This window comes from Streptomyces sp. NPDC085481 (genome assembly GCF_044541845.1).
GTDB lineage: Bacteria > Actinomycetota > Actinomycetes > Streptomycetales > Streptomycetaceae > Streptomyces.
In genome coordinates this window covers 182,496-203,583 of the sequence record NZ_JBITTJ010000009.1, presented here as the reverse complement: position 1 = coordinate 203,583, position 21,088 = coordinate 182,496, and the positions used below count along the sequence as shown (strand labels likewise).

General features: G+C 72.6%; 20 protein-coding genes. 13 read left to right on the top strand and 7 right to left on the bottom strand.

Features of this window, described 5'->3' with window-relative positions; translation table 11 throughout:
- Window positions 1-113 precede the first annotated feature (113 nt).
- Both ACIGEZ_RS20775 and ACIGEZ_RS20770 read left to right on the top strand, forming a co-directional pair.
- Window positions 114-1,940 (top strand): ABC transporter transmembrane domain-containing protein, encoded by a 1,827-nt coding sequence (locus tag ACIGEZ_RS20775; RefSeq protein ID WP_399833094.1) that lies wholly within the window; start codon window positions 114-116, stop codon window positions 1,938-1,940.
- Window positions 1,937-3,718, top strand: a complete 1,782-nt coding sequence (locus ACIGEZ_RS20770) for an ABC transporter ATP-binding protein (protein ID WP_399833092.1) — start codon at window positions 1,937-1,939, stop codon at window positions 3,716-3,718. The genes ACIGEZ_RS20775 and ACIGEZ_RS20770 overlap by 4 nt, the downstream gene beginning before the upstream one ends.
- An 18-nt stretch (window positions 3,719-3,736) precedes the next feature.
- Here the strand turns inward: ACIGEZ_RS20770 and ACIGEZ_RS20765 are convergent, their stop codons facing one another.
- Window positions 3,737-4,174 (bottom strand): nucleoside deaminase, encoded by a 438-nt coding sequence (locus ACIGEZ_RS20765; protein WP_399833090.1) that lies wholly within the window; start codon window positions 4,172-4,174, stop codon window positions 3,737-3,739.
- On the bottom strand, window positions 4,171-4,983 hold the full coding sequence (locus ACIGEZ_RS20760) for a TIGR03619 family F420-dependent LLM class oxidoreductase (RefSeq protein WP_399833088.1): 813 nt from the start codon (window positions 4,981-4,983) through the stop codon (window positions 4,171-4,173). The genes ACIGEZ_RS20765 and ACIGEZ_RS20760 overlap by 4 nt, the downstream gene beginning before the upstream one ends.
- A 93-nt stretch (window positions 4,984-5,076) precedes the next feature.
- Here ACIGEZ_RS20760 and ACIGEZ_RS20755 point away from each other — a divergent pair, with 93 nt between their 5' ends.
- Window positions 5,077-5,532, top strand: coding sequence for an Lrp/AsnC family transcriptional regulator (locus ACIGEZ_RS20755; RefSeq protein ID WP_399833086.1), 456 nt, complete (start codon window positions 5,077-5,079; stop codon window positions 5,530-5,532).
- Between the two features lie 24 nt (window positions 5,533-5,556).
- On the opposite strand, the gene ACIGEZ_RS20750 is transcribed toward ACIGEZ_RS20755, so the two are convergent.
- Window positions 5,557-6,264 (bottom strand): NAD(P)-dependent oxidoreductase, encoded by a 708-nt coding sequence (locus ACIGEZ_RS20750; protein ID WP_399833084.1) that lies wholly within the window; start codon window positions 6,262-6,264, stop codon window positions 5,557-5,559.
- Between the two features lie 106 nt (window positions 6,265-6,370).
- On the opposite strand from ACIGEZ_RS20750, the gene ACIGEZ_RS20745 reads away from it, so the two are divergent.
- Entirely contained in the window at window positions 6,371-7,096 is a 726-nt protein-coding gene (locus ACIGEZ_RS20745) for a TetR/AcrR family transcriptional regulator (protein ID WP_399833082.1), read from the top strand.
- A gap of 14 nt (window positions 7,097-7,110) precedes the next feature.
- Here the strand turns inward: ACIGEZ_RS20745 and ACIGEZ_RS20740 are convergent, their stop codons facing one another.
- Window positions 7,111-7,902, bottom strand: a complete 792-nt coding sequence (locus ACIGEZ_RS20740; RefSeq protein WP_399833079.1) for a metal-dependent hydrolase — start codon at window positions 7,900-7,902, stop codon at window positions 7,111-7,113.
- A 94-nt stretch (window positions 7,903-7,996) separates the two neighbouring features.
- Here ACIGEZ_RS20740 and ACIGEZ_RS20735 point away from each other — a divergent pair, with 94 nt between their 5' ends.
- The 5 genes from ACIGEZ_RS20735 to ACIGEZ_RS20715 all read left to right on the top strand — a co-directional run bounded on the left by ACIGEZ_RS20735 (window position 7,997) and on the right by ACIGEZ_RS20715 (window position 14,132).
- On the top strand, window positions 7,997-10,570 hold the full coding sequence (locus ACIGEZ_RS20735) for a DEAD/DEAH box helicase (protein WP_399833077.1): 2,574 nt from the start codon (window positions 7,997-7,999) through the stop codon (window positions 10,568-10,570).
- An 11-nt stretch (window positions 10,571-10,581) separates the two neighbouring features.
- Complete coding sequence (locus tag ACIGEZ_RS20730; protein ID WP_399833075.1) at window positions 10,582-11,445, top strand: acyl-CoA thioesterase; 864 nt, start codon at window positions 10,582-10,584, stop codon at window positions 11,443-11,445.
- Between the two features lie 93 nt (window positions 11,446-11,538).
- Window positions 11,539-12,021, top strand: coding sequence for a glutathione peroxidase (locus ACIGEZ_RS20725; protein ID WP_399833073.1), 483 nt, complete (start codon window positions 11,539-11,541; stop codon window positions 12,019-12,021).
- A complete protein-coding gene (locus ACIGEZ_RS20720; protein ID WP_399833071.1) occupies window positions 12,014-12,781 on the top strand; it encodes a putative protein N(5)-glutamine methyltransferase in 768 nt (255 codons plus the stop codon). Before ACIGEZ_RS20725 ends, ACIGEZ_RS20720 begins: the two co-directional genes overlap by 8 nt.
- 103 nt (window positions 12,782-12,884) lie before the next feature.
- Entirely contained in the window at window positions 12,885-14,132 is a 1,248-nt protein-coding gene (locus ACIGEZ_RS20715) for a serine hydrolase domain-containing protein (protein ID WP_399833069.1), read from the top strand.
- A 12-nt stretch (window positions 14,133-14,144) separates the two neighbouring features.
- Here ACIGEZ_RS20715 and ACIGEZ_RS20710 read toward each other — a convergent pair whose 3' ends face one another.
- The gene (locus ACIGEZ_RS20710; protein ID WP_399833067.1) at window positions 14,145-15,527 is read right to left on the bottom strand and encodes a cytochrome P450; all 1,383 of its coding nucleotides are present in this window, start codon (window positions 15,525-15,527) and stop codon (window positions 14,145-14,147) included.
- 155 nt (window positions 15,528-15,682) lie between these two features.
- Between ACIGEZ_RS20710 and ACIGEZ_RS20705 the strand changes: the two genes are divergently transcribed.
- Window positions 15,683-16,162, top strand: a complete 480-nt coding sequence (locus tag ACIGEZ_RS20705) for a VOC family protein (protein ID WP_399833065.1) — start codon at window positions 15,683-15,685, stop codon at window positions 16,160-16,162.
- Between the two features lie 40 nt (window positions 16,163-16,202).
- Here the strand turns inward: ACIGEZ_RS20705 and ACIGEZ_RS20700 are convergent, their stop codons facing one another.
- A complete protein-coding gene (locus tag ACIGEZ_RS20700; RefSeq protein WP_399833063.1) occupies window positions 16,203-17,429 on the bottom strand; it encodes an acyl-CoA dehydrogenase family protein in 1,227 nt (408 codons plus the stop codon).
- A 163-nt stretch (window positions 17,430-17,592) separates the two neighbouring features.
- On the opposite strand from ACIGEZ_RS20700, the gene ACIGEZ_RS20695 reads away from it, so the two are divergent.
- Window positions 17,593-18,243 carry a TetR family transcriptional regulator gene (locus ACIGEZ_RS20695; protein ID WP_399833061.1) on the top strand — a complete coding sequence of 217 codons (651 nt, stop codon included), beginning with the start codon at window positions 17,593-17,595 and terminating at the stop codon, window positions 18,241-18,243.
- 83 nt (window positions 18,244-18,326) lie between these two features.
- Here ACIGEZ_RS20695 and def read toward each other — a convergent pair whose 3' ends face one another.
- Window positions 18,327-18,887 (bottom strand): peptide deformylase, encoded by a 561-nt coding sequence (gene def / locus ACIGEZ_RS20690; protein ID WP_399833059.1) that lies wholly within the window; start codon window positions 18,885-18,887, stop codon window positions 18,327-18,329.
- A gap of 114 nt (window positions 18,888-19,001) precedes the next feature.
- On the opposite strand from def, the gene ACIGEZ_RS20685 reads away from it, so the two are divergent.
- Window positions 19,002-20,243 (top strand): MurT ligase domain-containing protein, encoded by a 1,242-nt coding sequence (locus ACIGEZ_RS20685; protein WP_399833057.1) that lies wholly within the window; start codon window positions 19,002-19,004, stop codon window positions 20,241-20,243.
- Window positions 20,244-20,274: 31 nt separating this feature from the next.
- On the top strand, window positions 20,275-21,003 hold the full coding sequence (locus tag ACIGEZ_RS20680) for a type 1 glutamine amidotransferase (RefSeq protein ID WP_399833055.1): 729 nt from the start codon (window positions 20,275-20,277) through the stop codon (window positions 21,001-21,003).
- Window positions 21,004-21,088: the final 85 nt, after the last annotated feature.

Below are 21,088 nucleotides of genomic sequence, written 5' to 3'. Positions count from 1 at the left end.
GGTCTGCCTTGGCGCGTTCTGTTCCGAGTTGCCGGAAAATCGATTGCCGAGCGGCGGCCGGCGGAGCGAGCCTTGACCGGTTCGAGACACTCGGTCGAAGCCCTTGGGACACCATGCAGATTCGCGACCTACCGTACGCCGACCCAGGGGTCCCGGATGTCCGCTCGGGCACCAGGTTCCTCCTCTGGCTCGGCCGCAACCAGCTCGGCGGGCAGGTGAGATGCCTGCTCTGGGGCCTGCTCCTGCAGCTGGGCATCGCCGGTCTGCCGCTCGGCGTCGGACTCGCCGTCCAGGCCGTCGTCGACCGCGACGGCGGGCGCCTCGCGCTCGCCGGGGTGCTGCTCGGCGTCCTCGGGCTGGCCATCGCGGTCGGCGACGTGATGCTGCACCGTACGGCGGTCACCAACTGGATCACCGCCGCCGCCCGCGTCCAGCAGCTGCTCTCCCGCAAGACCGCCGAGCTGGGCTCGGTGCTGACCCGCCGGGTCGCGGCGGGCGAGGTCGTCGCCGTCTCCACCGTGGACGTCGAGAAGATCGGCTGGTTCGTCGAGGCCGCCTCCCGCTTCGCGGCCGCCGCCGTCACCCTCCTGGTCGTGTGCGTCGCGCTCGTCGTCTACCAGCCGGACCTGGGCCTGCTCGTCGCACTCGGCGTCCCCGTCCTCGCCCTGGCCACGCTGCCGCTCCTCCCCCGCGCCACCCGCCGGGCCGACGAGCAGCGCGAGAAGGCGGGCCGGGCCACCGAGCTGGCCTCCGACACCGTCGCGGGACTGCGCGTGCTGCGCGGCATCGGCGGCGAGGAGCTGTTCCTCGGCCGCTACCGGGCCGCCTCCCAGGAGGTCCGCAGGGCCGCCGTCCGCAGCGCCCGGATGTGGGCCCTGATCGCGGCGATCCAGGTGCTGCTGCCCGGCCTGTTGCTCGTCGCCGTCGTCGTCCACGGGGCGCGTCTGGCGCTCGACGGGCGGATCGAGGTCGGCGAACTGGTCACCGTGTACGGCGCGGTGGCGCTCACCCACCATCCGCTGCGCAACTTCGAGGAGATCGCGATGGCGTTCTCCTTCTCCCGGCCGTCCGCGAAGCGGGCCGCGCGGGTGCTGTCGCTGTCCCGTACGACCACGGCGAAGGCCGGGGAGGGCGGTGAGGCGCCGGGCGGCGACCTGTACGACCCGGTGACCGGGGTGCTCGCCCCGGCGGGCCGGCTCACGGCGGTGGTGTGCGGCGACCCGGACGCGGCCGGCCGGCTCGCGGACCGCCTCGGCGGCCACCCGGCGGAGCCCGGCGACGCGCACGCGTCCGTGCTGCTCGGCGGCGTGGCGCTCGACGAACTCGCGCTGGACACCGCCCGTACCGCCGTCCTCGTCCAGGACAAGGACCCGGTGCTGCTCTCGGGCACCCTGGGCGAGCTGCTCGACGTGCCGGCCTCGGGGAAGGTCGCGGCGGCCGGCGCGCTGGACGCTGCCCAGTGCGGGGACGTCCTGGACGCCCTCGCCCAGGCCTCCGTCGACACCGGCGGCGACCCGATGCGGACCAGGATCACCGAACGCGGCCGGTCGCTCTCGGGCGGCCAGCGCCAGCGGCTCGCGCTGGCCCGCTCGCTGGTCACCGACCCGGAGGTGCTGGTGCTCGACGAGCCGACCTCGGCGGTCGACTCGCACACCGAGGCCGGCGTCGCCGCCGGGATCAAGCGGCTGCGCACGGGCCGTACGACGGTGGTGCTCGCCTCCTCGCCGCTGCTGCTCGACCTCGCCGACCAAGTCGTCCTGGTCCACGAGGGCGCGGCGGTCGCGGTCGGCACGCACCGCGAGCTGCTGGCCGGCGAGCCCCGCTACCGGGCCGTCGTCACCCGTGAGACGGACGAGGAGCTCGCCCGTACCGCGACCGCCCTCGGCAGCGGTGTCGAGGGACTCGGTGCGCTCGAAGAGCTGGAAGGAGAGTCGGCATGACCGGCTTCGCGCCACCGGCGTACGACCCGGCGGCCCCCCGGTCGGCGACGACGCTGCCCGTCGGCTCCGCCGCGACGGTCCGGGGCTACGTCCGGGATCTGCTGCGCCGTCACCGCGGCGCGTTCGCCCTCCTGATCGGGGTCAACGCGGTCGCGGTGACCGCCTCGATGGCGGGTCCCTATCTGCTCGGCTCGGTCGTCGAGGGACTGACGGACGGGGACCGCGAGCTCCATCTGGAGCGCACGGCCGCGCTGTTCGCCGTGGCCCTGCTGGTCCAGACGGCGTTCACCCGGCTCGTACGGCTGCGCGGGGCGATGCTCGGCGAGGAGATGCTGGCCGATCTGCGCGAGGACTTCCTCGTCCGCTCGGTCGCCCTCCCGCCGGGCGTCCTGGAACGGGCGGGCACGGGCGATCTGCTCTCCCGTATCACCACGGACATCGACCGGCTCGCCAACGCGATGCGCGAGGCCGTGCCGCAGCTCGCCATCGGCGTCGTGTGGGCGGGGCTGCTCATCGGCGGTATCGCGGTGACCGCGCCGCCGCTCGCGCTCACGCTGCTGCTCGCCGCACCGCTGCTGATCGTGGGCTGCCGCTGGTACTTCAAGCGGGCACCGTCCGCGTACCGCTCGGAGTCCGCCGGGTACGCGGCCGTGGCCGCCGCGCTCGCCGAGACCGTGGACGCGGGCCGTACGGTCGAGGCGCACCGCCTCGGCAGGCGCCGGATCGCGCTGTCCGACCAGCGCATCAGGGAATGGACGGCGTGGGAGCGGTACACGCTCTTCCTTCGCTCGGTGCTCTTCCCGGTCGTCAACCTCACCCACACCACGGTGCTCGCCTCGGTCCTGCTGCTCGGCGGGGTGTTCGTCCTGGAGGGCTGGATCGACGTGGGCCGGCTGACCACGGGCGCCCTGCTCGCGCAGATGCTCGTCGACCCGATCGGGATCGTCCTGCGCTGGTACGACGAGCTCCAGGTCGCCCAGGTGTCGCTGGCCCGGCTCGTGGGCGTCCGGGACATCGAGCCCGACACGGGTGACGAGGGGGTACGGCCCGAGGGCCGGGCGGTCCGCGCCGACGAGGTGCACTTCGGCTACCGCGAGGGCGTGGACGTGCTGCACCGGGTGTCGATGGACGTGGCCCCCGGCACCCGGCTCGCCCTGGTCGGCCCCTCGGGCGCCGGCAAGTCGACGCTCGGCCGGCTGCTCGCGGGCATCTACGCCCCGCGCACGGGTTCGGTCACCCTCGGCTCGGCCGAGCTGGCGCGGATGCCGGCCGAGCGGGTCCGCGAGCACGTGGCCCTGGTCAACCAGGAGCACCACGTCTTCGTCGGATCGCTCCGCGACAACCTGCTGCTCGCCCGCGCGGGCGCCGGGGACACCGAGCTGTGGGCGGCTCTTGCGGCGGTGGACGCGGACGGCTGGGCGAAGGCCCTCGACGCGGGCCTCGACACCGAGGTCGGCTCGGGCGGTCAGGCCCTCACCCCGGCCCAGGCCCAGCAGGTCGCCCTCGCCCGGCTCGTCCTCGCCGACCCGCACACCCTGGTCCTGGACGAGGCGACCTCGCTGCTCGACCCGCGCGCCGCCCGCCACCTGGAGCGCTCGCTGGCCCGGGTCCTGGACGGCCGCACGGTCGTCGCCATCGCCCACCGGCTGCACACCGCACACGACGCCGACCTGATCGCGGTCGTCGAGGGCGGCCGGATCAGCGAACTCGGCAGCCACGACGACCTGGTGACGGCGGACGGGGCGTACGCGGCCCTGTGGCGCTCCTGGCACGGGTAGCGGGCGGCGCCGCGGGGTTCACGCCCGGTGGTAGTAGGCCTCGATCGGGGCGCGGGCCCGGTCGAAGAGGGCGGGGCCGTCCTGCGGCACCGCCGGCCAGGCCCCCGACTCCGGGTTGAGGGCGACGAGCTGTTCGGTGGACAGCGCGTGGACGACCCGGCCCAGTCCGGAGCGGACGATGGCCCCGGCGCACATGCCGCAGGGCTCGCAGCTGGTGTACAGGGTGGTCCGCGCTGCCGTGTCGGGGTCGAGTTCGCGGGCCGCCCAGCGGGCGAGCTTCAGCTCGGGGTGGGCGGTGATGTCGTCGTCGCGCCGCACGGTGTTGTGGGCCTCGGCGAGGACCGTGCCGTCGGGGCCGGCCAGCAGGGAGCCGTAGGGGGCGTCGCCGAGGACGACTGCGTTCGCCGCGAGGTCGATGGCGCGTCGCAGGAGCTTCTCGTCGGCAGGGGTGATCACGGTGCTGTCCTCCGGTGGTCGGCCACGGCGGTGAGGGTCTGCCAGGCCGCTCCGGGCCGTCGGGTCTCCTCCGGGTCGCCGTGGTAGGGGTCGAGTACGACGGTGTCGGCGCCGAGCCGTTCGAGCTGGTCGAGGTCGTCCAGGATCTGTTCGATGGTGCCGACGCCGGCGAGCCGCTCGGGGTCGTCGACCGGGGTCGCGGTCCGGCGCAGGGCGATACGGGGTGCGAAGCCCGGCAGTTCGTGCCGGGTCACGACCGAGCGCATCCAGGGAAGCGTGCCCCGCAGCGGGTGCCAGGCGTCGCCGAAGCGGATGGCCCGGCGGATGCCCGCCTCGCTGTTGCCGCCCACCCAGAGCGGCACGGTCGGCGCCTTCGCCTGGGCCCGCCAGGTCTCGCGCAGGGTGCGCAGGCCGTCGTCGGTCAGCCTGCCGCGCGCGGTGAACGGCACGCCGAGCGCGTCGAACTCCTGTCGCGCCCAGCCGATGCCGACGCCGAGCACCAGCCGGCCGTCGCTGAGGCCGTCGAGCGTGGCGGCCATCCGTGCCACGAGCAGGGGGTGCCGGTAGGGCAGCACGAGCACGGTCGTGCCGAGCCGTACCCGGGTGGTGATCCCGGCGAGCCAGGCGAGCGTGGTGAACGGTTCGTGGAACGGCTCCGGGTACCGCTCGGCGACGTCCGGGGTGACGGCCACGTGGTCCGACACCATGAGGAGGTCGAAGCCGAGGTCCTCCACGGTCCGCGCCCAGTCGCGCAGCACGCCGGGGTCGGTGCCGGGGCCGAAGTTCGGTACGTTCACGCCGATTCGCATGGTCGGAGGCTATCCCCGCGATCATGGCGAGCTGAAGAGGCATCTCCCTGTGATCATGGGCTTCCCCCGTGAGTTTCCCGGTATCGTCGGGCCATGGCCGTGAATCTCGACGACGTGGACTGGGCAATCATCGAACAGCTGCAGCTGGAGGCCCGGATCTCCCTCAGCGAACTGGGCCGGCGGGTGCGCCTCAGCCCGTCGGCCACCACGGAGCGGGTGCGCCAGCTGGAGGCGGCGGGCGTGGTCACCGGCTACCAGGCGGTGGTCGACCTGGCGAAGGTCGGCTACCCGGTGCTCGCCGTCGTCCGGCTGAAGTACCCGGGCAACCGCCACGAGCCGCTGCGGCGGATGCTCGACGAGCGCCGGGAGATCCTGGAGTGCCTGCGCACCACCGGCGACGACTGCTACACCCTCAAGGTGGCCGCCACCTCCATGGAGCACCTGGAGACGCTGGTGGACGAGCTGGCCGGATTCGGCAGCACGACCACGAGCGTCGTCTACAGCCGGACGATGCCGTGGCGCGGGCCCGGCCGGCCCCAGGTGCCTTGATCACAGGCACCGGTCCGGGCTCCCTCAGTAGCCGACGGTGAAGCGGCGCTGCACGAAGCGGGGCAGCTCCGCCTCGTCGACCAGGGCGACGGCGGCGTCCTCGGCCGAGATGCGGCTGCGCCCGTCGGCGTCGCGTACGGCCTCGTCGCCGCCGAGCCGGAAGCGGCGGGTGCGCTCCCCGGGGGCGATGTCCTCGGCGGGGCTGAAGTAGGTCCAGAGCCGGTTCGAGGTGCGCAGCACGTTCAGCGCGTCGCGGTGGCCGCGTACCGCCGCCGCGTACGCGCGGGGCAGCCCGATCGCGTCGAGGGTCTCGTGGATCCGCACCTCGTCGTCGGCGAGCACCACCCCGGGCCCGGTCTCCAGACTGCCGGCGCCGCCGACCACGATGAGCCGGGTCCTCGGGTGGCTCTCCAGCGCCTTCAGCAGGGACCGCGCGGCGCCCGCGTAGACGGTGGGGTCGGCGATCGAGCGCTCCACGGTGTCACCGAGGTCCCGGGCCGCGTTCCCCGGCTGGAAGGCGCTGACGAGAACGTCGAGGCCGGGCAGCACGGCGGCGACGGCCGCCGGGTCGAGGACGTCGAGGCTCGCCCAGGTGATGTCGCCGCGGGTCTCGCCCGCCGCCGGCCGCGTGGCGTCGCGGCTGAAGGCCCGGACGTGGTGGCCCCGCTCCAGCGCTTCCGCGACGACGCGGCTGCCGATGGTGCCGGTGGCTCCGATGACTCCGATGAACATGACTCTCCCCTGTGTCGCGACCGCCGAAGAGAACGGCGTGCGAAAACTATACGCCGTGAAGTTTATGCACATGGACGCCCTCAAGTGACGCTGTAGAGTACTTTGCGTGACAGGAACGGAACGGGTCGTGCGAGGCCGGCGCGAGCGGCTGCGGGCCGAGACGACGGCCGAGATCAAGACCACGGCCCTGAGGCTCATGGCCACCGGCGGGCCCGATGCCATCACCCTGCGGGCCATCGCCCGCGAGATGGGCATGACGGCCAACGCGATCTACGGCTACTTCGCCACCCGCGACGACCTGGTGAGCACACTCATCGACGACGTGTACTCAGCGCTCGCGGACGCCGTCGACGCGGCCTGGGCCAACGCCCCCACCGGCGACCCGGCCGCCCGCATCCTGGCCTGGGCCCGCGCCTTCCGCGGCTGGGCCCTGGCCAACCCCGAGGGCTTCCGGCTCGTCTACGGCGACCCCGTCCCCGGCTACCGGGCCCCCGAGGGCGGCCCCGCGCCGGACGCGGCCCGCCGCGTGTGCACCGGGCTCACCGCGCTGGCGGCGGCGGCCTGGCCGTACGCCGAACCGCTCTACCGGGGCAGCGCCTTCGACTGGTCCGACTTCGACGCCGGGCTCCTCGACAAGGTCCGCCCTGCCTTCCCCGAGCTGCCGCCCGCCGCCGTGGCGCTCGCCCTGCGCATCTGGGGACACCTGCACGGCATGGTGGCCCTGGAGGTGTACGGCCATCTCGCCCGCCAGACCTCGAGCCCGGACAAGCTCTTCCAGGAGGAACTGGCCCAGCTCACCCGGACCCTGGGCATCCCGCCGCAGACGGCCTGAGCGGCATCGGAGAGCTACAGGAAGCCGAGCGCCGACGCCCCGCCCACTCCGCCGAGCACCATGAACGCCGGCATCAGGACCTTCAGCTCGACCCAGCTGCCCGCCCGGAAGCGCATGCCCTTCGGCGGGCCGATCGGGTACCAGCGCTTGCGGCCCACCGGGATGGGCCACAGGATCGGGCAGCCCGAGACGGTCAGGGCGTCGCCGACGTCGTGGACGAGGGCGCCGAGGACGATCGGCAGGCCGAGCCACAGGTACTCCTGGCCGGCTCCGGTGAACAGCCAGCCGGCGCCGTTGCCGGGCTGGTCCAGGACACCCGCGAGGATCCAGGCGCTGGTCGCGCCGAGCAGCCACACCAGGACGTCGCTGGACATCCGCGCGGCCCGCCACAGCAGGCCCTCGACCGCGAGGACCAGGTGGACGAAGAGGATCGCCAGCACCGCCCAGCGCCCCCCGGTGACCGCGAGGGCCGAGCTGCCTACGCCGATCAGGACCGCCCACAGCCAGGTGTGGGTGAGCGTGCGGTGGCCGCCGGACCTGCGCGGGTCGGCGGAGGAGCGGGTCGCCTTGTAGACGGCGTACGACAGCTTGTCGACGATCTCGCACAGGCCGCGGGATATCGGCCCGAAGGCGCGCGAGATGGTCGCGGACTTGTGGTCGAGGTCGGGGGCGAGGGCCGCGCCGGCGCAGATGAGCGCTCCGACGACGAGGACCGGCCACGGCATCGGGTGGTCGAAGGCGGCGGCAGCCGCCCCGACGCCCAGCCAGGCCGCCGCTCCGGACAGCGAGTGCGCCGGTCCCATCATGGTCGTTCCCGCCCCATTCCTCGTGCGCCGGCGCCCAGTTGACGGCCGGTCGGACAGCCGGTGCACGACCGGTCGACGGGCCAGCCTATCGTCCGTGATCTTCGATCCGGTGGCCGGTTCCCTCATCCGGGCGGAATCCAGGCAAGATGGGGGCGTGACCCTTATCGATCAGATGCCGCCGACCGCCGACCCCGATGCCCTGTTCGAGGCCTTCTCCTCCTGGGCCGAGGACCGGGGCATCACGCTCTACCCGGCCCAGGAGGAGGCGCTGATCGAGGTGGTCTCCGGGGCGAACGTGATCCTCTCCACCCCCACCGGCTCGGGAAAGTCGCTGGTCGCGGCGGGTGCACACTTCACGGCCCTGGCCAATGACCAGGTGACCTTCTACACCGCGCCGATCAAGGCGCTGGTGTCGGAGAAGTTCTTCGACCTGTGCAAGATCTTCGGCACCGAGAACGTCGGCATGCTGACCGGCGACGCGTCCGTGAACGCCGACGCCCCCGTGATCTGCTGCACGGCCGAGGTGCTCGCCTCCATCGCGCTGCGGGACGGCAAGGACGCCGACATCGGCCAGGTCGTGATGGACGAGTTCCACTTCTACGCGGAGGCGGACCGCGGCTGGGCCTGGCAGATCCCGATCCTGGAACTGCCGCAGGCCCAGTTCGTGCTCATGTCGGCCACTCTCGGCGACGTGGCGATGTTCGAGAAGGACCTGACCCGGCGCACCGGGCGGCCGACCTCGGTGGTCCGCTCGGCGACCCGGCCGGTCCCGCTGTCGTACGAGTACCGCACGACCCCGATCACGGACACCCTGACCGAGCTCCTGGAGACCAAGCAGGCTCCGGTCTACATCGTCCACTTCACCCAGGCCCAGGCCGTCGAGCGCGCGCAGTCGCTCATGAGCATCAACATGTGCTCGCGGGAGGAGAAGGACAAGATCGCCGAGCTGATCGGCAACTTCCGCTTCACCACCAAGTTCGGCCAGAACCTCTCGCGGTACGTGCGCCACGGCATCGGCGTGCACCACGCCGGCATGCTGCCCAAGTACCGCCGGCTCGTCGAGAAGCTCGCCCAGGCCGGTCTGCTGAAGGTCATCTGCGGCACGGACACCCTCGGCGTCGGCGTCAACGTGCCCATCCGTACGGTCCTGTTCACGGCGCTCACGAAGTACGACGGGAACCGGGTGCGCACGCTGCGCGCGCGGGAGTTCCACCAGATCGCGGGCCGGGCGGGCCGGGCGGGCTTCGATACCGCCGGCTTCGTCGTGGCCCAGGCGCCCGAGCACGTCATCGAGAACGAGAAGGCGCTCGCCAAGGCGGGCGACGACCCGAAGAAGCGCCGCAAGGTGGTCCGCAAGAAGGCGCCGGAGGGCTTCGTCGCGTGGAGCGACACGACCTTCGAGAAGCTGATCGCCTCCGAGCCGGAGCCGCTGACCTCGCGCTTCAAGGTCACCAACATCATGCTGCTGTCGGTGATCGCCCGGCCGGGCAACGCCTTCGAGGCGATGCGCAAGCTCCTGGAGGACAACCACGAGCCGCGCAAGGCGCAGCTGCGGCACATCCGCCGGGCCATCGCGATCTACCGCTCGCTGCTCGACGGCGGGGTGGTGGAGCAGCTCGACAAGCCGGACGCCGAGGGCCGCACGATCCGGCTGACCGTCGACCTCCAGCAGGACTTCGCGCTGAACCAGCCGCTCTCCACGTTCGCGCTCGCCGCGTTCGACCTGCTCGACCCGGAGTCCCCGTCCTACGCACTGGACATGGTCTCCGTCGTCGAGTCGACGCTCGACGACCCGCGCCAGATCCTGGCCGCCATGCAGAACAAGGCGCGCGGTGAGGCCGTCGGGCAGATGAAGGCCGACGGGGTCGAGTACGAGGAGCGGATGGAGCGGCTCCAGGAGATCTCGTACCCGAAGCCGCTCGACGAGCTGCTGTGGCACGCGTACGACGTCTACCGGAAGTCCCACCCGTGGGTCGGCGACCACCCGGTCTCGCCGAAGTCGGTCATCCGCGACATGTACGAGCGGGCGCTGACCTTCACCGAGTTCACCTCCTTCTACGAGCTGGCGCGCACCGAGGGCATCGTCCTGCGCTATCTGGCGAGCGCGTACAAGGCGCTCGACCACACCATCCCGGACGACCTGAAGACCGAGGACCTGGAGGACCTCATCGCCTGGCTGGGCGAGATGGTGCGGCAGGTCGACTCCTCGCTGCTCGACGAGTGGGAGCAGCTGGCCAACCCGGACGTCGAGACCGCCGAGGAGGCGCAGGAGAAGGCCGACCAGGTCAAGCCGGTCACGGCGAACGCCCGCGCCTTCCGGGTCCTGGTACGCAACGCGATGTTCCGCCGGGTGGAGCTCGCGGCCCTGGACAACGTGGCCGAGCTCGGCGAGCTGGACGGGGAGTCCGGCTGGGACGCCGACGCGTGGGGCGAGGCGATGGACGGGTACTGGGACGAGTACGACGACCTCGGCACCGGCCCGGACGCGCGCGGCCCGAAGCTGCTGTCCATCGAGGAGGACCCGGAGCACGGCCTCTGGCGCGTCCGCCAGACCTTCGCCGACCCGAACGGCGACCATGACTGGGGCATCAGCGCGGAGGTGGACCTCGCCGCCTCGGACGAGGAGGGCCGGGCCATCGTCCGCGTGACGTCGGTCGGACAGCTGTAGAGGAGCCTGAGGTGACCAATCCCGCCGAGAGACTCGTGGATCTGCTCGACCTGGAGCAGATCGAGGTGAACATCTTCCGCGGCCGCAGCCCGCAGGAGTCGCTGCAGCGGGTCTTCGGCGGGCAGGTCGCCGGCCAGGCCCTGGTGGCGGCCGGGCGCACCACGGACGGCGAGCGCCCGGTGCACTCGCTGCACGCCTACTTCCTGCGTCCGGGCCGCCCCGGCGTGCCGATCGTCTACCAGGTGGAGCGGGTGCGCGACGGCCGCTCCTTCACGACCCGGCGGGTCACGGCGATCCAGGAGGGCCGGACGATCTTCAACCTGACGGCCTCCTTCCACCGCCCGGAGGACTCGGCGTTCGAGCACCAGCTGCCGCCGCGGCACCTCACCGACCCGGAGAGCCTGCCGCAGCTCGCGGACGAGATCCGCGACCACCTCGGTGTGCTGCCCGAGGCCCTGGAGCGGATGGCCCGGCGCCAGCCCTTCGACATCCGCTACGTGGACCGGCTGCGCTGGACGAAGGAGGAGGTCCAGGGCGCGGACCCGCGCAGCGCGGTGTGGATGCGGGCGGTGGGCCCGCTGGGCGACGACCCGCTGGTGCACACCTGCGCGCTCACCTACGCCTCGGACATGACCCTGCTCGACGCGGTCCGCATCCCCGTCGAGCCGCTGTGGGGCCCGCGCGGCTTCGACATGGCGTCCCTCGACCACGCGATGTGGTTCCACCGCCCGTTCCGGGCCGACGAGTGGTTCCTCTACGACCAGGAGTCGCCGATCGCGACCGGCGGCCGGGGCCTGGCCCGCGGCCGCATCTACGACCGCGAGGGGCGACTGCTGGTGTCGGTGGTCCAGGAGGGCCTGTTCCGCAAGCTCTGACCCGGACGGGGTCCCCGGAATCGACGGCGATTGCCAGCGGTTCATCTCTCATGTTGAGATCGAGCCACATTCCCCAGAGGAGCTGAGCTGTCCATGACCTTGTACGAGATCCCGCTGAAGACCCTGACCGGTGCCCCCCTCTCCCTCGCCGACTACCGCGACCAGGCCGTCCTGGTCGTGAACGTGGCGTCCAAGTGCGGTCTGACCCCGCAGTACGCCGGGCTCGAGCGGCTCCAGAAGGAGTACGGGGAGCGCGGCTTCACCGTGCTCGGTGTGCCGTGCAACCAGTTCGCGGGCCAGGAGCCGGGCAGCGCGGAGGAGATCCAGACCTTCTGCTCGACGACCTACGGCGTGAGCTTCCCGCTCCTGGAGAAGGCCGACGTCAACGGCACCGGGCGGCACCCGCTGTACGCGGAGCTGACGAAGGTCGCGGACGCCGAGGGCGAGGCCGGCGACATCCAGTGGAACTTCGAGAAGTTCCTCATCGGCCGCGACGGCGTGATCACCCGCTTCCGTCCGCGCACCGAGCCGGACGCCCCCGAGGTCGTGGCGGCGATCGAGGCCCAGCTTGTCTGACCTGGGAGTGGTGGAGCGGCTGCGGGCCGCGGGCTGTGTCTTCGCCGAGGAAGAGGCGGAGCTGCTGCGCGCGGCGGCGGCCGGTCCGGCCGAGCTCGACGCGATGGTCGGGCGGCGGGCCGCGGGCCTGCCGCTCGAGCACGTCGTGGGCTGGGCGGAGTTCCTCGGGCTGCGGATCGAGGTCGACGCCGGCGTGTTCGTACCGCGTCGGCGCACGGAGTTCCTGGTCGGCCAGGCGGTGTCCCTCGCCCGGCCGGGCGCCGTCTGCGTCGACCTGTGCTGCGGCTCGGGTGCGGCGGGCGCGGTGCTGCTCGCCTCCGTGGCGGGCGCCGAGGTGCACGCCGCCGACATCGAGCCGGCCGCGGTGCGCTGCGCCCGCCGCAACGTGGAGCCGCGCGGCGGCCGGGTGTACGAGGGCGACCTCTTCGACGCGCTGCCGCGGGAGCTGCGCGGCCGGATCGAGGTGCTGGTCGCCAACGTGCCGTACGTACCGAGCGAGGACGTGCCCCTGCTGCCGCCCGAGGCCCGCGACCACGAGCCCCTGGTGGCCCTGGACGGCGGCGCGGACGGCCTGGACGTGCTGCGCCGGGTCGCGGCCGCGGCCGGCGAGTGGCTGGCCCCTGGCGGCCACCTGCTGGTGGAGACGAGCGAACGCCAGGTCGACCGCGCGGTCACGGCGGTCACGGGCCACGGCCTGAAGGCCCGGGTCCTCACGGACGACGAGCTGTACGCGACCGCGATCGTGGCGACGCGACCCTAGGCGTGTCTCGCCGGCCCCCAGGCCGTGGCCCACATGGGCAAGTCTGGGGTGTTCTGCGGAGTGTTCGCCGAATTGCCCCGTTCTTTCCCGCCATAGTGCGGGCGTGAAACGCACCCCCTCCCCCACGCGCCCGCGCACCCGTGCGCGGGCCCGTGCGGCCCTCCTCTGCGTCGCCCTGCTCGCCCTCACGGCCCAGACCTCCGCCGCCGCTCCCGCTCTCGCCGGCGGGTCCGGCGGTCACGGTGGACGCGACTGCGTGCGGACTCAGGGCCCCCTGGGCGGCCAGGCGCGCAAGGTCCTGGACATCACCCGCAAGGCCAAGAAGGACCTCAAGCTCAACTCCGTCGTCCTGAAGGTCACCCTCGACGGGCGCGAGGTCGTCACCGACGCGCTCGGCGAGTCCATGACCAGCGTTCCGGCCGAGCCGGACATGCACTTCCGGGCCGGGTCGGTGGCCTTCGCGCACATCGGAAACGCCCTCCTCCAGCTGGTACAGGAGCGCCGGGTCAGCCTCGAGGACACCGTGGAGCGCTGGCTGCCCTTCCTGCCGAAGGCCGACAAGATCACCCTGCGGATGCTGGCCACCAACACCACCGGCCTGCACGACTACGTGACCGACCCGGCCTTCGGCGCGGAGCTGGAGGCACACCCGTTCCGGCACTGGACGCCGCAGGACCTGCTCGCGTTCCCCTTCAGCCACTCCTTCTGGTACGAGCCGGGCACCAACTGGAGCTACTCGCACGCCAACTACCTGCTGCTGGAAGAAGCCCTGGAGAAGATCACCGGGACGCGGATCGACGAGTTCCTGGAGCAGCGGGTCTGGGGCCCCCTGGGGCTGCGCGACACGCAGAACAACTTCACCCCCGACATCCCGAGCCCGGTCCTGCACGCCTTCACCTCCGACCGTGGCCTCTACGAGGAGTCCACGTTCTGGAACCCGTCGTGGACCACCGGGCCCGGCGCGGTCATCACCACCCACATCTGCGACCTGGCCCGATCGGCCGAGGCCGTCGGCCGCGGTGAACTCCTCTCGCCCCGCTCGTACCGCACCCTGCTGAACCCGGGCACGGTCGGCCTCGGCCACCCGACCGACACGTGCCCCGCCACCGTGTGTCTGCCGCAGACCGAGGACAAGCACTTCGGCCTCGGCGTCCTCGTGGTGGGCGGCTGGCTGGTGCAGAACCCGTCGTTCTCGGGCTACGCGGCGATCCAGGCGTATCTGCCGTCCCAGCGTCTCGCCATCGCGGTCTCCACCACCAAGACCGCCGACACGCCGGAGGGCAACACGGCCGAGGACGTCGCCGAGCTCATCGCGGCCGCCCTCGCACCGGACCACCCGCTGGACGTCTGACCCCGTAGCGCCTCAGGCGGTTCGGGGCCGCAGACGGCAGCGGGCCGGGCCGAGAGCCTGGAGGGTGATCGCGGAGGCGAGCGGCACACGGGTGTCGATCGCCTCCAGCTCGTAGGACTGGAGGATCATCGCCAGCGCGATCACCGACTCCAGCATCGAGAAGTGCTGGCCGATGCACGCCCGCGGGCCACCGCCGAACGGGAACCAGGCGTAGCGGGGCCGCTCGGCCTCCCGCTCGGGGGTGAAGCGGTCGGGGTCGAAGCGCTCCGGGTCGTCCCAGTAGCGCGGGTGACGGTGGGTCACCCAGGGGGAGACGATCACATCGGCCCCGGCGGGAATCGTGTGGCCGCCGATCTCGGTGGCCTCGACGGCCCGGCGGCCGATGGCCGGAGCCGCCGGGAAGAGCCGCATGGCCTCCTTCAGGACCCGGGTGAGATACGGCAGCTCGTCAAGGTCGGCGGCGCCCGGCGTGCGGCCGGACAGGACCCGGTCGAGCTCCTCGTGTGCCCGCTTCTGCTCCTCGGGGTGGCGGGCGAGCAGGTGGAGGGCGAAGCCGAGCGAGGTGGCGGTGGTCTCGTGCCCGGCGAGCAGGAACACCAGGACCTGTTCGCGCAGTTCGGCCGCGTCGAAGCCGCCGTCCTCGTCGCTGCCGGCGGCCACCAGGAGGGTCAGCAGGTCCTGCCCCTCACCCGCCGTGCCGGCCGCGCGCCGCTCGGCGATGATCCGGTCGCAGACGGCGTACAGCTCCTCGTGGACCACGGTGGCGCGGCGGTTGCCCGGGGTGGGCCAGGCGCGCGGGACCTTCCGGGGCGAGTAGCCGCGTCGCGAGACGTAGTCGCCGAGCGCGGGGAAGCAGCGCTCCACGATGGCGACGGCGGCCTCGACGTCCGTGCCGAACAGGATGCGGGCGACGGCGCGCAGGGCGAGCCTGGTCATCTCGTGGACGACGTCCACCGAGCCGCGGTCCTCCTCGCGCCAGGCGTCGGTGAGCCGGGTGACCTCGGTGGCGATCGCGGAGGCGTAACCGTCGACGCTGCGGCGGGTGAACAGCGGCTGGACGAGCCGGCGCTGGCGCAGGTAGTCGCCGTCCTGGCTGGTCAGCAGGCCGTTGCCGAAGGACTCCCGGATCTCCTGGTAGAAGGCGTTGTCCTTGCGGAAGTTGGCGGCGTCGCCGGCGAGCACCTGCTGGGCGCCCTCGGCGGAGAACACGCAGTGGACGGTGGCCCGCATCCCGGGCGGTCCGGCGCTGATCCGCACGACGTCGCCATGGTCGCGGCGGGCCTTGAGGAAGGTGCCGAGCGAGTCGTTCTTGAGGTCGAGCAGGGAGCCGAGGAGCGGGAGCCCGGTGAGTTCGGGTATCGCGCGTCCGGGCGCCGGCTGTGCGGTGGTCGCCATCGTGCTGTCCCCCCGTTGACGGTCGGTGGCGCGTTCGATTCTGCCCCACCAGGCGACCGGTCGGTAGGCGGCACAACAGGCCATCAGGCCATCAGGCGCCACCAGGCCGATCCGTACGCGACGGCACTGTCAGTGGCGTCTGGGACGCTTTCCCCATGGACTCCCCCACGGCAGCGAACGAGATGACCCTGCAGCTCACCGTCGACTGCGCGAACCCCCGGCGGCTCGTCGCCTTCTGGGCCGAGGCCCTGGGTTACGTCCCGGAGCCACCGCCGGAGGGCCACGCGAGCTGGAGCGCGTACTGGCGGGCGATCGGCGTCCCCGAGGACGAGCTGACGGACGGCGCCGGGGAGCTCCCCGAGTCGATCGTCGACCCGAAGGGCACCGGCCCGCGCGTCTGGTTCCAGCAGGTCCCGGAGCCCAAGACGGTCAAGAACCGCCTCCACCTCGACCTGAAGGTCGGCGGCGGCCGCACCGTCCCGCTCGCCCTGCGCCGCGAGCGCGTGGACACCGAGGTGGCCAGGCTCATGGGCCTGGGGGCCTCGGTGCTGTACACGATGGACGAGCCGGACGGCATGGCGTACTACGCGGTGGTGCTCCAGGACCCGGAGGGCAACGAGTTCTGCGTCGTGTGACCCTCCGGGCCCGGGCCCCGTGGCCTGGACTCCCCGGAGGTCAGCGGATCGGCATGCCCGAGAGGGTGCGGGCGATCACGAGGCGCTGGATCTCGCTGGTGCCCTCGAAGATCGTGTAGATCGCCGCGTCGCGGTGCATCCGCTCCACCGGGTACTCGCGGGTGTAACCGTTGCCGCCGAGGATCTGGATGGCCTGGGCGGTGACCTTCTTGGCGACCTCGCTCGCGTACAGCTTGGACATCGAGCCCTCCGCGGAGGTGAAGGGCTTGCCCGCGGTCGCCATCCAGGAGGCGCGCCACACGAGGAGGCGGGCCGCGTCGATCTGGGTGCGCATGTCGGCGAGCTGGAAGGCGACGCCCTGGTTGTCGATGATCGGGCGGCCGAACTGCTCGCGGGTCCTGGCGTAGTCGAGGGCGACCTCGTACGCGGCGCGGGCGGTGCCGACGGCCATGGCGCCGACGGCGGGGCGGGAGGCCTCGAAGGTGGCCATGGCGGCGTTCTTCACGCGCTCGCCACCCGCCTTGGCCTTCTCGCGGGCCCGGGCGAGGCGCTCGTCGAGCTTCTCCTTGCCGCCGAGCAGGCAGTTGCCGGGGACCCGGACGTCCTCCAGGACGACCTCGGCGGTGTGCGAGGCGCGGATGCCGTGCTTCTGGAACTTCTGCCCCTGGGAGAGACCGGGGGTGTTCGGCGGCACGATGAAGGAGGCGTGCCCCTTGGAGCCGAGCTCGGGGTCCACCGCGGCGACGACGACGTGGACGTTGGCGATGCCGCCGTTGGTCGCCCAGGTCTTGGTGCCGTTGATCACCCACTCGTCCTTGGCCTCGTCGTAGACGGCGCGGGTGCGCAGGGAGGCGACGTCGGAGCCGGCGTCGGGCTCTGACGAGCAGAAGGCGGCGACCTTGACGTCGGCGGCGTCGCCGTACATCTGCGGGATCCAGGTGCCGATCTGCTCCTCGGTACCGTTGGCGAGGACGCCGACGGCGGCAAGGCCGGTGCCGACGATGGAGAGCGCGATGCCGGCGTCGCCCCAGAAGAGCTCCTCCATGGCCATCGGAATGCCGAGACCGGTCGGGTCGAAGAACTGCTGGGCGTAGAAGTCGAGGGAGTAGATGCCGATCTTGGCCGCTTCCTGGATGATCGGCCAGGGAGTCTCCTCACGCTCGTCCCACTCGGCGGCCGCCGGGCGCATCACATCGGCGGCGAAGCCGTGCAGCCAGTCGCGCACCTGCTTCTGGTCGTCGTTGAGTTCGAGCGTGAACTCGGCCATGTTCCCTCCAGGCACTACGTTACTTGCGGTAACCGCAGTCTGTTACCGACGGGTAGATGCTGTCAACCAGCGGTGGAGCGGTTCCACCCGAACGGCACCGAGTGCCGTTCGGGTGTTACGTTGCGACAGCCGCAGGAATTCGTACGGGCGGGGAGACGCGCTGATGGACACCACACACCGGACCAGCACCGACCAGCAGAAGCCGGCCGACCAGCGGCGGCGCGAACTGCTGGAGGCGGCGGACCGGGTGGTCCTCCGGGACGGGCCCCAGGCCTCGATGAACGCGATCGCCGCCGAGGCCGGGATCACCAAACCGATCCTCTACCGCCACTTCGGCGACAAGGGCGGCCTCTACCGGGCCCTCGCCACCCGCCACACCGACGCGCTGCTCTCGGCCCTGCGGGCCGCGCTCGACGCGCCGTCGGACCGGCGCCGCCGGGTCGAGTCCACCCTCGACACCTACCTCGCCTCCATCGAGGCGATGCCACAGGTCTACCGCTTCCTCATGCACCCGGCGGAGGAGCCGCACCAGTCCGAGCAGGGCTTCGACGTGGGCCGCCACTCGGCGCCGCTGCTGCGGCGCATGGGCGAGGAGCTCGGCCAGGTCATCGCCGAACGCATAGACCTCGGCCCCGGCAGCGACGCCCAGGCCCGCATCTGGGGCCACGGCATCGTCGGCATGATGCACGCAGCCGGCGACTGGTGGCTGGGCGAACGCCCCTGCTCCCGCGCGGAGTTGGTGCGCAGCCTGGCGGACCTGTTGTGGGGCCGGCTCGCGGCCGCGGGCGACCGGGCCGACGGGCCCGGATTCTGACCACCGGGCGGTGGACCGCCCCGCCCGCGACCACAGGGCGGCGGGACGCCCCGCCCGCGGCGACGGCGCGGCCGGCCCCGCCGCTACGAGCTCAGCGCCTCCACGCCCGTCCCCCACGGCTCCTTCCGGATCGCCCGCAGCAGCCGCCCGCGCCGCCATCCGGTGACGTGGTCCGCGTACACGCCGCCCTCCAGGTGGTCGCACTCGTGCTGGAGGCAGCGGGCGAAGAAGCCCGTGCCCTCGATGCGGACCGGGGCGCCGCCCAGATCGACGCCCTCGACGACCGCGCGGTCGAAGCGGGGCGTCGGGGCCTCCAGGCCGGGCAGCGACAGACAGCCCTCCGGGCCGCGGACCACGTCGCCGTCGGCGGCCACCAGGCGCGGGTTGACCACATGGCCCAGGTGCCGGACGTCCTCGTCGTCCGGGCAGTCGTACACGAAGACCCGCAGCCCCACGCCCACCTGGTTGGCGGCGAGGCCGACGCCGTTCGCCGCGTACATCGTCGCGAACATGTCCTCGACGAGCCGGGCGAGCTCCGGGCCGAAGTCGGTGACGGGTTCGCAGGGGGTGTGCAGGACCGGGTCGCCGAGCAGGGTCATCGCTCGGACGTGGCCGGAACTGCCGGGGATGGGGCGGTTTCGCATGGGCGCAAGGGTACGTTCAGGGGTCAGCCCACCCGTGGCGCGGTGCCGCGGTTCGGGCTGCTGGCCGGATCTCGATAGGCTGAGGCCGGACCGACGCAAGGAGGAACAAGGACGATGTCAGGCAGCAACTCGGAGCCGCTGTCGCCGCGCGCCAAGCTGGCCGTGACGGCGGGCAAGGCCGCCGCCGCCGTGTCACGGGCCGCGGGACGCGGCAGCGGATCGGTGATCGGCGGCCGGGTCGCGCTCAAGCTCGACCCGGATCTGCTGGGTCGGCTCGCGCAGCACCTGGACGTCGTCCTCGTGTCGGCGACCAACGGAAAGACCACCACGACCCGGCTGATCGCCGAGGCCCTGCGGGCCAGCGGCCCGGTCGTGTCGAACGCGCTCGGCGCCAACATGCCCGCGGGCATCACCTCGGCCCTGGCCGGCGGCTCGGACGCCAAGTACGGCGTCATCGAGGTCGACGAGAAGTACCTGGCGGGCGTCGCCCGGGACACCACCCCCAAGGCGATCGCACTGCTCAACCTCTCCCGCGACCAGCTCGACCGGGCCGCCGAGACCCGGATGCTGGCCGAGAAGTGGCGCGAGGGCCTCAACGGCACCAAGGCCGTCGTCATCGCCAACGCCGACGACCCGCTGATCGTCTGGGCCGCCTCCTCCTCCCCCAACGTCGTGTGGGTGGCCGCCGGCCAGGAGTGGAAGGACGACGCCTGGTCCTGCCCCGCCTGCGGCGGTGTGATGCAGCGCCCCGGCGACGACTGGTTCTGCGGCGAGTGCGGCTTCCGCCGCCCCGCGCCGAGCTGGGCGCTCAGCGGCGACCACGTGCTCGACCCGCACGGCTCGGCCTGGCCGATCCACCTCCAGCTGCCCGGCCGCGCCAACAAGGCCAACGCCGCCACCTCCGCCGCCGTGGCCGCGGTCTTCGGGGTGCCGCCGCAGGTCGCCCTGGAGCGCATGTACCAGGTGCAGGCCGTGGCCGGCCGCTACGACGTGGTCTCCTTCCAGGGCCGTGACCTGCGCCTGCTGCTCGCCAAGAACCCGGCGGGCTGGCTCGAAACGTTTTCCCTGATCGACCAGCCGCCGACTCCGGTGATCCTCTCCGTCAACGCGCGCGGCGCCGACGGCACGGACACCTCCTGGCTGTGGGACGTGGACTACGGCCGCCTGGCCGGCCACCCGATCATGGTGATCGGCGACCGCAAGCTGGACCTCGCGGTCCGCCTCGAGGTCGCGGGCGTGGACTTCCGCGTGTGCGAGACGCTCGACGAGGCCGTCACGGTGGCCCCGCCCGGCCAGATCGAGCTGATCGCGAACTACACGGCCTTCCAGGACGTCCGCCGCCGCGTCGGCAACTGACCCGACACGACCCCGCAAAAGGACTTGCAGCATGACTGACAGCAGCCTGCGTCTGGTCTGGGTCTACCCGGACCTGCTCAGCACCTACGGCGACCAGGGCAACGTCCTGGTCGTGGAGCGCCGCGCCCGCCAGCGCGGACTCAGCGTCGAGCGCGTCGACGTGCGCAGCGACCAGCCGGTCCCGACCTCCGGCGACATCTACCTGATCGGCGGCGGCGAGGACCGGCCGCAGCGGCTCGCGGCCGAGCGACTGGTCCGCGACGGCGGCCTGAGCCGGGCGGCGGCCAACGGCGCGATCATCTTCTCGGTGTGCGCCGGCTACCAGATCCTGGGCCACGAGTTCGTCAACGACGTCGGCGAGCGCCAGGCCGGCCTCGGCCTGCTCGACGTGACCACGGTTCGCGGCGAGGGCGCCCGCTGCGTCGGCGACGTGCTCGCCGACATCGACCCGCAGCTGGGCCTGCCCCAGCTCACCGGGTTCGAGAACCACCAGGGCGTCACACACCTCGGCCCGACCGCCCGCCCGTTCGCCCGCACCGTCTTCGGCAACGGCAACGGCACCGGCGACGGCACCGAGGGCGCGTACAACGACACGGTCTTCGGCACGTACATGCACGGCCCCGTCATGGCGCGCAACCCGCAGGTCGCGGACCTGCTCCTGAAGCTGGCCCTCGACGTCAACGCGCTGCCGCCGACCGACGACCGCTGGTACGAGGCGCTGCGCGCCGAGCGCATCGCGGCGGCCACGCAGCCCGCCTGACGGCCGCTCGACGCAGCGTACGAGCGCCGCGCGGACCAGGGATCGTACGAAAGTACGGTGTCCACTGTGCGGACATCCGGTTCGG

What these genes read in the sequence shown, in the direction of transcription:
- ACIGEZ_RS20775 (WP_399833094.1), top strand. Translation starts at nt 114, where the DNA reads ATGCAGATTCGCGACCTACCGTACGCCGACCCAGGGGTCCCGGATGTC.
- ACIGEZ_RS20770 (WP_399833092.1), top strand. Translation starts at nt 1,937, where the DNA reads ATGACCGGCTTCGCGCCACCGGCGTACGACCCGGCGGCCCCCCGGTCG.
- ACIGEZ_RS20760 (WP_399833088.1), bottom strand. Translation starts at nt 4,983, where the DNA reads ATGCGAATCGGCGTGAACGTACCGAACTTCGGCCCCGGCACCGACCCC.
- ACIGEZ_RS20755 (WP_399833086.1), top strand. Translation starts at nt 5,077, where the DNA reads ATGGCCGTGAATCTCGACGACGTGGACTGGGCAATCATCGAACAGCTG.
- ACIGEZ_RS20750 (WP_399833084.1), bottom strand. Translation starts at nt 6,264, where the DNA reads ATGTTCATCGGAGTCATCGGAGCCACCGGCACCATCGGCAGCCGCGTC.
- ACIGEZ_RS20740 (WP_399833079.1), bottom strand. Translation starts at nt 7,902, where the DNA reads ATGATGGGACCGGCGCACTCGCTGTCCGGAGCGGCGGCCTGGCTGGGC.
- ACIGEZ_RS20725 (WP_399833073.1), top strand. Translation starts at nt 11,539, where the DNA reads ATGACCTTGTACGAGATCCCGCTGAAGACCCTGACCGGTGCCCCCCTC.
- ACIGEZ_RS20710 (WP_399833067.1), bottom strand. Translation starts at nt 15,527, where the DNA reads ATGGCGACCACCGCACAGCCGGCGCCCGGACGCGCGATACCCGAACTC.
- ACIGEZ_RS20705 (WP_399833065.1), top strand. Translation starts at nt 15,683, where the DNA reads ATGGACTCCCCCACGGCAGCGAACGAGATGACCCTGCAGCTCACCGTC.
- ACIGEZ_RS20700 (WP_399833063.1), bottom strand. Translation starts at nt 17,429, where the DNA reads ATGGCCGAGTTCACGCTCGAACTCAACGACGACCAGAAGCAGGTGCGC.
- ACIGEZ_RS20695 (WP_399833061.1), top strand. Translation starts at nt 17,593, where the DNA reads ATGGACACCACACACCGGACCAGCACCGACCAGCAGAAGCCGGCCGAC.
- def (WP_399833059.1), bottom strand. Translation starts at nt 18,887, where the DNA reads ATGCGAAACCGCCCCATCCCCGGCAGTTCCGGCCACGTCCGAGCGATG.
- ACIGEZ_RS20685 (WP_399833057.1), top strand. Translation starts at nt 19,002, where the DNA reads ATGTCAGGCAGCAACTCGGAGCCGCTGTCGCCGCGCGCCAAGCTGGCC.
- ACIGEZ_RS20680 (WP_399833055.1), top strand. Translation starts at nt 20,275, where the DNA reads ATGACTGACAGCAGCCTGCGTCTGGTCTGGGTCTACCCGGACCTGCTC.